Source organism: Streptomyces sp. SL06, from assembly GCF_058244745.1.
The window spans coordinates 1,740,268-1,752,049 of sequence record NZ_JBSYOT010000002.1 but is presented as its reverse complement, the minus strand read 5'-3'; the positions used below and the strand labels follow the sequence as shown (position 1 = coordinate 1,752,049).

The following is an 11,782-nucleotide window of genomic DNA, read 5'->3' as shown; positions in this document are numbered from 1 at the left end:
TCTTGCTACGGGTGATCCAGGCCTTCGGACTGACCAGCAACCCCCGCAAGGAGCTTCCGCCCGCCGTCGACGACGTTCTCGTTCGAGGCGCGTGCGGGCCGCGTCACCGCGCTGCTCGGAGCATCGGGCGCCGGCAAGACGACGGCGCTCAGACTCATGCTCGAACTCCAACACGGCCGTGGCCTCACCTACTTCAGAGGCCGCCCCCTGCACCGCATCGCCCACCCCTCGCGCGAGGTCGGTGTGCTGCTGGGGGACGTGCCGGGGCACCCGGCCCGCACAGTGCGCGGTCATCTCCGCATGCTGTGCGCGGCGGCCGGCCTCCCGGTCCGGCGGGCCGACGAAGTCCTTGAGTCGACCGACCTCGTGAGCCTGCGCGACGAACGCCTCGGCACCCTCTCCCGCGGCATGGACCGACGCCTCGGACTGGCCTGTGCGCTGCTCGCCGACCCGCACACCCTCGTGCTCGACGACCCCGCCGGCGCACTCTCCGCCCGCGAGGCCCGCTGGCTCCACGGCATGCTGCGCGCCCATGCCGCCCAGGGGGGCACCGTCCTGTTCAGCACAGCGAATCCCAAGGAGGCCGCGCGCAGCGCCGACCACGTCGTCACGCTGGAACGGGGCAGGGTCGTCGCCGACCAGGAGGCGAAGGACTTCGCCCGTACCAGACTGCGCCCCCGGGTCGCCGTGCGGAGTCCGCACGCCGCCCGTCTCGCCGCGCTCCTGACCAAGGAAGCGCGGGCGGCCCGCCGTTCGGTCGAGGTCGTGCGCGAGGGCGGCAACCGCCTCGCGGTGTACGGCAGTACGTGCGCGGACATCGGCGAGGCCGCGTTCCGGCATGGCATCCTCGTCCACCAACTGGCGGACGAGATCGGTGACATGGGCCCCGGTGCGGGAGTGGCACCCGCGGCCCGGCGACCGGAGGGCGAGGGCGGCGAACGGGTGCCGGAGCCCGGGAGGCCGGCCGCACCCGGCCCGAGCCCCGTCGGCCCATCACCCATCGCCCCGTCCCCCGTCGAACCGCCGCCACCAGCCGCCGACTCCGGCGCAACCGGCCCTGCCCTGCCCTCCGGCGGCCGCAGCCCGAGTTCTCCAGGGGCCGTTCCCCATACCCCTCTCGACGACCTGTCCCTCGCCGACGCCCCCCAGCCGTCCCCCGCCGACCGCCGACCGCGCGACAGCGCCGAGCCCGAGCCGCCCGCCGAAGGGCGACGCACCGAAGTCCGCGCGCCCGAAGCCGCCGTCGAGGGACGCACCGAACACGCCGTACCCGAAGCCGCAGTCGGGAGCCCCACCGAAGCCCCCGCGCCCGAGACCGTCCCCGCGCCCAGGGAAGCCCCCGCGCCTCGCAACCGCCCCGCACCGCGCCCGTACGCCGCCCTCACCCCCGGCGCGCCGGGCCGGGAGGTGGCGTCCATGCTTCCGCCGCCCATTCCCGTCCGCTCCGCCCCGAGCCCTCTCCGCCCCCTCCGCTACGAACTCCGTCGTGTGGTCGGTATCAGCACCGGGTTCGTCACCGGCGCCGTCGTACTCCTCGTGTCGGCCGTCGCCGCCGTGGTCCTGGCCCGCGTCGGGCACACCCCGCAGGAGCGGCTGCTGGCCGCGTGGCCGCGGGAACTGCCGCTGCCGCCCGCGGCGCTCGGCGCGGGGCTGCTCGGCGCGCTCGCCTTCGGCGACGAGTTCCGTCACCCCGCGCTCGCGGCGGACCGCGGCACCGTGCCCCGCCGACTGGGGCTGCTGGCCGCCAAACTCCTCGTCTCCGCGGCCACCGCACTGGTGCTGGCCGTCCTGACGGTGGGCTGCAACGCCGAAGTGCTCCACCTGTTCTACGGACGGGAACTCGCCCGTGTTCCCGCCGACTGGCCCGCGCTGAGCGCGGGTTGGCTCGGGCTCGTCGTCGGGTGTGCCTGGTCCGGTGTGCTCGCCGCGGGCGTCTTCCGGTCCACCACCGCCGGGCTCGCCGCGGTGGTCGCCGTTCCCGTCCTCGTCGTACCGCTCGTACAAAAGGTCTGGGAAGGTCCATCCGTACGGACGGCCGCCGGCTTCCCGATGCGGGTGCGCGAGGTCCTCCTGACGCAGTGGCCGTTCGGAGGTGAGCGATATGTGGCGGAAGTGCTGCGCGTGATCGCTCAACCGGTGGGCAGCGCACTGGCGTTGTCCCTGACCGCTCTGCTCTGCGCCTACCTGCTCATGACCGTGCGCCGCAGGGTGCGATGACGCCTGTCACACCCTTCCGGTCTGAACATGTGCGCAACTCCCCGTGGAAAGCCCATTTCTTTCCGATAAGGCGTCAATTGCGATGGCGTGAGCGATCACCCTTTCGTGTGCTTTTCACCAAAGACCTCAAGGGAGTTGGAGAGGGCGCCGACAAAGGATGCGTGACTACCCTTGCGCACACCATGATGACCGCCGCCCGTTCCGCCGACTCCGGCCTCACGAACCCGGGCGAACTCGACCGCTATCCCTACGCCGAGGCGCCCGCCGTCGACCGCGTCGGGCCGCCCGCCTGGGAAGGGGTGGAGACCGAGCTGGGCCGCGTGGGCCGGCGAACCGCGGGCAATCGGGGCCGCGGACTGCACGGGCAACTCGTCCAGCAGTTGGGCCAGATGATCGTTTCGGGTGATCTCGGCGCCGACCGTCCGCTGGTGCCCGAGGAGATCGGCCAGCGTTTCGAGGTGTCCCGCACCGTGGTCCGCGAGTCCCTGCGCGTCCTGGAGGCCAAGGGCCTGGTCAGCGCCCGTCCGAACGTCGGCACGCGCGTGCGCCCCGTCAGCGACTGGAACCTCCTCGACCCGGACATCATCGAATGGCGGGCCTTCGGACCGCAGCGTGACGACCAGCGCCGCGAGCTGAGCGAGCTGCGCTGGACGATCGAGCCGCTCGCGGCGCGGCTGGCCGCCGGACATGGACGCGAGGACATCCAGCAGCGGCTGTCCGACATGGTCGGGATCATGGGGCACGCCATGGGGCAGGGTGACGCGCTCACCTTCTCCCGGGCCGACGCCGAGTTCCACGGGCTGCTCATCCAGATCGCGGGCAACCGCATGCTGGATCACCTTTCGGGGATCGTCTCCGCCGCTCTCCATGTCTCCGGCGGTCCGGTCACCGGCTGTGACCGGCCGAACGACGTGTCGCTGGCACAGCACGGCAGGATCGTCGACGCCCTCGCCACCGGGGACGGCGCTGCCGCCGAGGCGGCCATGCGCCAACTTCTGACCGCCCACCCCGAGGTGGAACGCGTGGTGCCCGCCCCGCGCGAGCACTGAGCCGTTCCGCCGGAACGGCGCGGCCCGGGGCACGCCAAACCCTCCTGTGGCTGTGACCGGCCGTTCGCCGCCGCTGTCGGGCCCCGTGGAGTTCCTGGTGACTCCGCGGGGTCCGACGGTGTGATGAGAGGCTGAGTCTCCCGATGCGGATGGATCACACCAGTGATGACCCTTTTTATCCGCATCTGACTAATTTTGATCGCTTACGGGGTGTGACTCGGGCCACGCGGATTGGGCGTAACACTCGTGGGAACAACACGATGACCTAAGAGGTGACAGCCGCGGAGGGAATACGGACGTTGTTCACGGCGCTGTGCATCTCCCCCGGCACCGCCCGCACCGTCGGCCCATCCCCAAGCCGGTGGTCGGCCCCTGTCCGTCACGGACGGGGCCGGAAGCCGTTTTCCAACGTTCCGAGAGGTTGTTCGTGTCGGCCAGCACATCCCGTACGCTCCCGCCGGAGATCGCCGAGTCCGTCTCTGTCATGGCGCTCATCGAGCGGGGAAAGGCTGAGGGGCAGATCGCCGGCGATGACGTGCGTCGGGCCTTCGAAGCTGACCAGATTCCGGCCACTCAGTGGAAGAACGTACTGCGCAGCCTCAACCAGATCCTCGAGGAAGAGGGTGTGACGCTGATGGTCAGTGCCGCAGAGCCCAAGCGCACCCGAAAGAGCGTCGCAGCGAAGAGTCCAGCCAAGCGCACCGCCACCAAGACGGTCGCGGCGAAGCCGGTGACCAGCAGGAAGGCCACTGCCCCCGCCGCCCCGGCCGCACCCGTCGGCGACCCCGCCGCCGAGGAGGAGGCGCCCGCCAAGAAGGCGGTGGCCAAGAAGACCACCGCCAAGAAGGCCGCTGCGAAGAAGACGACCGCCAAGAAGACGGCGGCCAAGAAGACCACCGCGAAGAAGGAAGACGGCGAGCTTCCCGAGGACGAGGCGGTCGAGGAGCCGAAGACCGCCACGGAGGAGCCCGAGGGCACCGAGAACGCGGGCTTCGTGCTGTCCGACGAGGACGAGGACGACGCTCCGGCCCAGCAGGTCGCCGCGGCCGGCGCCACCGCCGACCCGGTCAAGGACTACCTCAAGCAGATCGGCAAGGTCCCCCTCCTCAACGCCGAGCAGGAGGTCGAGCTCGCCAAGCGCATCGAGGCGGGCCTGTTCGCCGAGGACAAGCTGGCCAACTCCGACAAGCTCGCGCCCAAGCTCAAGCGCGAGCTGGAGATCATTGCCGAGGACGGCCGCCGCGCCAAGAACCACCTCCTGGAGGCCAACCTCCGCCTGGTGGTCTCCCTGGCCAAGCGCTACACCGGCCGCGGCATGCTCTTCCTGGACCTCATCCAGGAGGGCAACCTCGGTCTGATCCGCGCGGTGGAGAAGTTCGACTACACCAAGGGCTACAAGTTCTCCACGTATGCCACCTGGTGGATCCGGCAGGCGATCACCCGCGCGATGGCCGACCAGGCCCGCACCATCCGTATCCCGGTGCACATGGTCGAGGTCATCAACAAGCTCGCGCGCGTGCAGCGCCAGATGCTCCAGGACCTGGGCCGCGAGCCCACCCCGGAGGAGCTGGCCAAGGAACTCGACATGACCCCGGAGAAGGTCATCGAGGTCCAGAAGTACGGTCGCGAGCCCATCTCGCTGCACACCCCGCTGGGCGAGGACGGCGACAGCGAGTTCGGTGACCTGATCGAGGACTCCGAGGCGGTCGTCCCGGCCGACGCGGTCAGCTTCACGCTTCTGCAGGAGCAGCTGCACTCCGTCCTCGACACGCTCTCCGAGCGCGAGGCGGGCGTCGTCTCCATGCGTTTCGGTCTCACCGACGGTCAGCCGAAGACCCTCGACGAGATCGGCAAGGTGTACGGCGTCACGCGCGAGCGCATCCGCCAGATCGAGTCGAAGACCATGTCGAAGCTGCGTCACCCGTCGCGCTCCCAGGTGCTGCGGGACTACCTCGACTAGGTCGCGGTCGTACGAGCGACAGGGCCCGGTTCCGGCAGGTGCGGAACCGGGCCTTCGCGTTGAGCAGCGGGTGCGTGACGCGGTGGGCTGGATCACTGTGGGTGTCCCACGATCACCTACGAGTGAGGAGCCCGCATGCGTCGCCTCTTTGCCCGGACACTGGCCCGGCCGCTGGTCCTGGCGGCCGCGGCGACCGCGATACCGCTGGGGTCCGCCGCCCCCGCGTCCGCCGACAGCATCGTCGTCGGCGGCTTTCCGGTCGAGGTTTCCGACAGCCCGTGGACCGTCGCCCTGTCCAGTCGTGACCGGTTCGGGGGTACGCGGGCGGGACAGTTCTGCGGAGGGGTCGCCGTCGGCCGGACCACCGTGCTCACGGCGGCCCACTGTCTGGGTGAGAACGTCCTCGGGTCGCCGCCGGACCGGGTGGGCGATCTCAAGGTCATCGCCGGCCGTACGGACCTTCTCTCGGACCAGGGCCGGGAGATCCCCGTCCAGGCCGTCTGGGTGAACCCGGGGCACGACGCCGCCAGCAACGCCGGTGACTTCGCGGTGGTCACCCTCTCCGAAGCCCTCCCCGCGGGCTCGGTCATAGGGATGGCGGCCGAGGGCGACCCCGCCTACGCGCCGGACACGGGGGCGCTCGTCTACGGCTGGGGGGACACCTCGGGCGCGGGGGACTACGCGAACAGCCTGCGCGCGGCACGCGTGCGCGTGCTTCCCGACGCGGACTGCAGCCGGGCCTATCCGGGGAACGGCGACGGACGGTATCTCTCCGCCACCATGCTCTGTGCCGGTGAGGACACCGGGGGTCGCGATGCCTGTCAGGGGGACAGCGGAGGGCCGCTGGTCGGCCAGGGAAGGCTCATCGGCCTGGTGTCCTGGGGCAGCGGCTGTGGGCGCCCGGGTAGCCCCGGGGTCTACACACGCGTCTCCTCGGTCCTGCGAACGCTTGGCTGGGACATCACTGCCACAGGGCAGCGCGAGGGCGTCTGACGGCCGCTGAGAGCCTGTCGGGCACGACCACGGGCGGCCGCCTCCGGTTTCCGGGGGCGGCCGCCCGTTCATCGGCCTGTGCCGGGCCGGCTCGTCGTCGGGCGCGTACCGTCAGTGCTCTTCCTCGGTGGAAGATCCCGGAACGGTCGTCAGCCGCTCCGTCTCGTCCTGTATCTCAGCGGCGATCTTCTTGAGTTCCGGCTCGAACTTGCGACCGTGGTGGGCGCAGAAGAGCAGTTCTCCGCCGGTCAGCAGGACGACGCGCAGGTAGGCCTGGGCGCCGCAGCGGTCGCAGCGGTCAGCGGCCGTCAGCGGGCTTGCGGAAGTCAGAACAGTAGTCACGTCGCCTCTTCTCTAGCTCGACGAGCTGTCGTACCAGGGTCAACATCCAACCAGCCCCAAAACGTTCCCGCTCGTGGCTTTTCCTCGAAAAAACTTTCCGAGAGGTCGGCTGCTGCCGATTGGCGGCGAATGTGCCGTATTGCGTGTCTTTGTGTCGTACGGGTTCGCGCAGTCGGTCAGTGTCGGTCCCGCCGGCCGGGTTGCCGGTTTGTTCATGAGGACGTGCCCGGAGCCTAAATGGTTCATGCCTCGAAGGGAACGTGATGTGTACTTCACCCCATCGAGGGATCGAACAGGTATGCGACCGTGGACTAGGGTGAGTCCAGGACGAGGGTGGCGTTACAACGGCTCTACCAGGCCTCGGTACCCTCTGACCGGTGAACCGAGCCGCGCCCTTACCCAGCGGGGCCCCATCTGAAATTCAGCGAGGAGCGAACCGCGTGACCGCCGAGACATCCGTGCCGTCCACTGCGCTGCTGGCAGGAGCAGACCGGGACGGGTCCAACTACACCGCGCGGCACCTGCTCGTCCTCGAAGGGCTCGAGGCCGTACGCAAGCGTCCGGGCATGTACATCGGATCCACCGACAGCCGCGGCCTGATGCACTGCCTGTGGGAGATCATCGACAATTCCGTCGACGAGGCCCTGGGCGGCTACTGCGACCACATCGAGGTGATCCTCCACGACGACGCCTCGGTGGAGGTCCGGGACAACGGCCGGGGCATCCCGGTCGACGTCGAGCCCAAGACCGGACTTTCCGGTGTCGAGGTCGTCATGACCAAGCTGCACGCCGGCGGCAAGTTCGGCGGCGGCTCGTACGCCGCCTCCGGCGGTCTGCACGGCGTCGGCGCCTCGGTGGTGAACGCCCTGTCCGCGCGTCTGGACATCGAGGTCGACCGCGGCGGGCACACCCACGCCATCAGCTTCCGGCGCGGGGTTCCGGGCGCGTTCGCCGGGGCGGGCCCGGAGGCCAAGTTCGAAGCCGGGAACGGACTGCGCAAGGCCAAGAAGATCCCCAAGAACCGCACCGGCACCCGCGTGCGGTACTGGGCCGACCGCCAGATCTTCCTCAAGGACGCCAAGCTCTCCCTGGACACGCTGCACCAGCGGGCCCGCCAGACCGCCTTCCTGGTGCCCGGACTCACCATCGTCGTGCGGGACGAGTTCGGCCTCGGCGACGGCGGCAGCAAAGGCGAGGAGTCCTTCCGCTTCGACGGCGGCATCAGTGAGTTCTGCGAGTTCCTGGCCAGCGACCGGCCCGTCTGCGATGTCCTCCGCTTCAGCGGGCAGGGCAGCTTCAAGGAGACGGTCCCGGTACTCGACGACCATGGCCAGATGACGCCCACCGAGGTCACCCGCGACCTCGGCGTCGACGTCGCGATGCGCTGGGGCACCGGTTACGACACCACGCTCAAGTCATTCGTCAACATCATCGCCACGCCCAAGGGCGGCACCCACGTCGCCGGCTTCGAACAGGCCGTGGCGAAGACGATGAACGAGGTGCTGCGGACCAAGAAGCTGCTGCGCGTCGCCGAGGACGACATCGTCAAGGACGACGCCCTCGAAGGGCTCACCGCGGTCGTGACGGTCCGCCTCGCCGAGCCGCAGTTCGAGGGGCAGACCAAGGAGGTCCTCGGCACCTCCGCGGCCCGCCGCATCGTGAACAACGTCATCACCAAGGAACTCAAGGCGTTCCTGACCTCCACCAAGCGCGACGCCGCGCAGCAGGCCCGCGTGGTGATGGAGAAGGCCGTCGCCGCGGCCCGTACCCGCATCGCGGCTCGTCAGCACAAGGACGCCCAGCGCCGCAAGACGGCCCTGGAATCCTCCTCGCTGCCCGCGAAGCTCGCCGACTGCCGCAGCGACGACGTTGACCGCAGCGAGTTGTTCATCGTCGAGGGCGACTCCGCGCTCGGTACGGCGAAGCTCGCCCGGAACTCCGAGTTCCAGGCGCTGCTGCCGATCCGCGGCAAGATCCTCAACGTCCAGAAGTCGTCCGTGACCGACATGCTGAAGAACGCCGAGTGCGGCGCGATCATCCAGGTCATAGGAGCCGGATCCGGCCGTACCTTCGACATCGACGCGGCCCGTTACGGCAAGATCATCATGATGACCGACGCCGATGTGGACGGCTCCCACATCCGCACCCTGCTCCTGACCCTGTTCCACCGCTACATGCGGCCCATGGTGGAGGCGGGCCGGGTCTTCGCCGCGGTCCCCCCGCTGCACCGCGTCGAGCTGGTCCAGCCGAAGAAGGGCCAGGACAAGTACGTCTACACGTACTCGGACCGCGAGCTGCGCGACAAGCTCATGGAGTTCCAGAGCAAGAACATCCGGTACAAGGACTCCATCCAGCGGTACAAGGGTCTGGGTGAGATGGACGCCGACCAGCTGGCCGAGACGACCATGGACCCGCGGCGCCGCACCCTGCGCCGGATCAACCTCACCGATCTGGAGTCCGCCGAGCAGGTCTTCGACCTGCTGATGGGCAATGACGTCGCTCCCCGCAAGGAGTTCATCTCCAATTCGGCGGCGACCCTGGACCGGTCGCGCATCGACGCCTGATCACGCTCAGTTGTCGAACCGGGCCCGGGAGCGAGAACCGGGCCCGGTTCGTCGTGCGGGACCCGGGTGCCCTGGTTGCCCGGATGGCCGGCCCAGGGCTTCTCCACCCATGGGTGGATTTCTACGACGAGCGGGACTCCACCCATGATCCACCCGGACGCCGATCCCGTGACCTCGACGTTTCCGTAATGTCGAAGATGTCGACGGGATCCCCCGCCGACATCACCCCGCACCGCTCACGGAGGCATGATGTCCGGGCTCGTCGACGCGTTGATGATCACCGCGGTGGCCGGGCTGGTGATCGCCCGCCAGTTCCGTGCAAGCCGGATCGACGGCGACCGGCGCTGGTGGGTGATGCCCGTGGTGCTGGGCATCGTCGCACTGCGTGATCAGGGCCTGATCGACGCCCACCACCACACCGCGTCCGTGCTGCTGATTGCCGCCGAGACACTCATCGGCCTGGTCACCGGGGCCGGCTGGGCCTGGACCACCCGCATATGGGCGGAGGCGGACGGCGCCGTGTGGAGCAGGGGCACCCGGGCGAGCGCCGCCGTGTGGGGCGTCGGCATCGCGCTGCGCGCGGCCCTCTTCGGGATCGGTGCCGCTCTGGGCGTGCGCCAGGAAAGCTCCGCGCTGCTGCTCGCCCTCGCGGTGACCCTGCTGGTCCGCTCGGCAGTCCTCGCCCTGCGCGTACAGGCCTCGCGCCCGGCGGGGGCGACCGGTCCCGCATACGGTGACGCCGTGTCCCGGCCCGCCTGGAAGGAGCCCGCGTGACGGAGAGCGTCTGGACGAGGTGGCCCTCCAAGGAGGCGCTCCGGCACCAAGGCGTCTCCGCGCCCCGGCGCCTGTTGGCCTGGACCGTGCGCCTGCTGGTGTTCGGAGGGCTGCTGTGGGGCGCGTTCACCGGCAACCATGTGCACGGCTGGGGTGCCGTCGCGACGGCCGTCGGACTGCTGGCGGTGGTGAGCGTGGCACGGGCCTTTTTCCGGACCACGCTCGAACACCGGTTGTGGCCGTCCCTGGCGCTGGTCGCCGTGCTGCTGGGGGTCGCGGCCGTCGCCCTGCCCGTCGGCTTCCGCGGCCCCGCGCTGGTCATCTGGTGCGGCTGTGCCGTCGTGGCAATGGAAAGGATGCCCATCGCGGCGGCGCTGCCCGTGACATCGGTGGCACTGACCGCCTACGCCGTGGCCGGTGACGACGCATGGCTGACCACGGCGGCGACGGCGGTCGGACTGGCTCTCGCCGGATACGTCCTGCGACTGGACGCCGAGGCCCGGGGGAACGCGCAGCGGCTGCTGGCCCAGGAGCGGGCCGCCCGGGTGGCCGAGGCCGAGTCCGCGGCCCTCGCGGAGCGGGCCCGCATCGCACGGGAGATCCACGACGTACTGGCGCACAGCCTCTCGGCGCAAATGGTGCACCTGGAGGCGGCCCGGCTGCTGATCGAGCGGGACGCCGACCGGCAGCAGATCCTCGACCGGGTGGTGGCGGCGCGGGGGATGGCCCGCGACGGACTCGCCGAGACCCGGCAGGCGCTGTCCGCCCTGCGCGGAGAGCTGACGCCGCTGGAGGACTTCCTGACCCAGCTCGTCGGCACGGCCGGGGGCGATGCGGAGGTCACCATTACGGGGGATCGCAGAGCACTGCCGGCCGAGGCGTCGCAGGCGGTGCGCAGGGTGGCCCAGGAAGCACTGACGAACGCCCGGAAGCACGCCCCGGGCGCCAGGATCCGGATGCGACTGGACTACGGCGCCCGCGAAGTGGTGCTGGATGTGCGGGACTCGGGAGGAACGCCCGGCGAACTCACCGGCACCGGAGGTGGGTACGGTCTGCTGGGCATGCGGGAGCGTGCCGAGTTGCTGGGCGGCTCGTTGCGGGCGGAACCGGGCGAGGAGGGGTTCGTGGTGACGTTGAAGGTGCCCGTATGACAAAGGAGGCACGGGGGAGGACCGCACGGGTGGTGGTCGTGGACGACCAGACCGTTGTGCGGGAGGGGATCGTGATGCTGCTCGGACTGCTGCCCGGCATCGATGTCGTGGGCGCCGCGGGCGACGGTGAGGAAGCGGTGCGTCTCGTCGCCGAACTCGCACCGGACGTGGTGCTGATGGACCTGCGCATGCCCCGCTGCGACGGGGTCGAGGCGACCCGCAGGATCCGCGCCGAGTACCCGGAGACCCAGGTCGTCGTGCTCACGACGTTCGCGGACGACGAGTCGCTGTTTCCGGCGCTGAGAGCGGGGGCGCGCGGATATCTCACCAAGGACGCGGGCGGGGACGAGATCGTCCGGGCGGTGCACAGCGTCCTGTCCGGGGACGCGGGGCTCTCGCCCAGCATCCAGCGGCGCCTGCTGGAGCGCCTGTCCGAGCCCGAGCCCGAGCCCGAGCCGCGCCGGGCGGGCCCGCCCGCGCCACCGGACGGACTCACCACCCGGGAGACCGAGGTGCTCGTCCTCATCGCCGAGGGGCTCGACAACCGGCAGATCGCGAGCAGGCTGCACGTCTCCACGGCGACGGTGAAGACGCACATCAACAACCTGTTCGCCAAGACGGGCCTCAAGGACCGGGCCCAGGCGGTGCGTTACGCCTACGGGAAGGGGCTGGTGCGGCCACCAGGGGTTTGAGTCACCTGATGGGGTGAAGTGGGAGGCGAAGAAGAGTCGG

At 70.2% G+C, this 11,782-nt stretch carries 8 protein-coding genes and 1 pseudogene; 8 read left to right on the top strand and 1 reads right to left on the bottom strand.

Features of this window, described 5'->3' with window-relative positions; all coding sequences use genetic code 11:
* The first annotated feature begins 11 nt into the window (after nt 1–11).
* The 4 genes and pseudogenes from AC4IHM_RS07840 (at nt 12) to AC4IHM_RS07825 (ending at nt 6,219) form a co-directional block, all read left to right on the top strand.
* Nucleotides 12–2,217 (top strand): annotated as a pseudogene (locus AC4IHM_RS07840) (ABC transporter ATP-binding protein).
* A gap of 161 nt (nt 2,218–2,378) precedes the next feature.
* Nucleotides 2,379–3,266: a sporulation transcriptional regulator WhiH gene (gene whiH, locus AC4IHM_RS07835; RefSeq protein WP_490866364.1), complete on the top strand. Its 888-nt coding sequence runs from the start codon at nt 2,379–2,381 to the stop codon at nt 3,264–3,266.
* A 427-nt stretch (nt 3,267–3,693) separates the two neighbouring features.
* Nucleotides 3,694–5,226, top strand: a complete 1,533-nt coding sequence (locus AC4IHM_RS07830) for an RNA polymerase sigma factor (RefSeq protein ID WP_490866363.1) — start codon at nt 3,694–3,696, stop codon at nt 5,224–5,226.
* Nucleotides 5,227–5,361: 135 nt separating this feature from the next.
* A complete protein-coding gene (locus tag AC4IHM_RS07825; RefSeq protein WP_490866362.1) occupies nt 5,362–6,219 on the top strand; it encodes a S1 family peptidase in 858 nt (285 codons plus the stop codon).
* A 111-nt stretch (nt 6,220–6,330) separates the two neighbouring features.
* Here AC4IHM_RS07825 and AC4IHM_RS07820 read toward each other — a convergent pair whose 3' ends face one another.
* Nucleotides 6,331–6,561 (bottom strand): DUF7455 domain-containing protein, encoded by a 231-nt coding sequence (locus tag AC4IHM_RS07820; protein WP_490866361.1) that lies wholly within the window; start codon nt 6,559–6,561, stop codon nt 6,331–6,333.
* Nucleotides 6,562–7,001: 440 nt separating this feature from the next.
* Here AC4IHM_RS07820 and AC4IHM_RS07815 point away from each other — a divergent pair, with 440 nt between their 5' ends.
* The 4 genes from AC4IHM_RS07815 (at nt 7,002) to AC4IHM_RS07800 (ending at nt 11,742) form a co-directional block, all read left to right on the top strand.
* Nucleotides 7,002–9,125, top strand: a complete 2,124-nt coding sequence (locus AC4IHM_RS07815) for a DNA gyrase/topoisomerase IV subunit B (protein WP_490866360.1) — start codon at nt 7,002–7,004, stop codon at nt 9,123–9,125.
* Nucleotides 9,126–9,374: 249 nt separating this feature from the next.
* Entirely contained in the window at nt 9,375–9,899 is a 525-nt protein-coding gene (locus tag AC4IHM_RS07810) for a DUF1453 domain-containing protein (protein WP_490870782.1), read from the top strand.
* A complete protein-coding gene (locus tag AC4IHM_RS07805; RefSeq protein WP_490866359.1) occupies nt 9,896–11,050 on the top strand; it encodes a sensor histidine kinase in 1,155 nt (384 codons plus the stop codon). The genes AC4IHM_RS07810 and AC4IHM_RS07805 overlap by 4 nt, the downstream gene beginning before the upstream one ends.
* Complete coding sequence (locus AC4IHM_RS07800; protein WP_490866358.1) at nt 11,047–11,742, top strand: response regulator; 696 nt, start codon at nt 11,047–11,049, stop codon at nt 11,740–11,742. The genes AC4IHM_RS07805 and AC4IHM_RS07800 overlap by 4 nt, the downstream gene beginning before the upstream one ends.
* Nucleotides 11,743–11,782: the final 40 nt, after the last annotated feature.

Excerpts from the sequence above, each read along its gene's own strand:
- AC4IHM_RS07825 (WP_490866362.1), top strand. The coding sequence starts at position 5,362 with ATGCGTCGCCTCTTTGCCCGGACACTGGCCCGGCCGCTGGTCCTGGCG.
- AC4IHM_RS07810 (WP_490870782.1), top strand. The coding sequence starts at position 9,375 with ATGTCCGGGCTCGTCGACGCGTTGATGATCACCGCGGTGGCCGGGCTG.
- AC4IHM_RS07800 (WP_490866358.1), top strand. The coding sequence starts at position 11,047 with ATGACAAAGGAGGCACGGGGGAGGACCGCACGGGTGGTGGTCGTGGAC.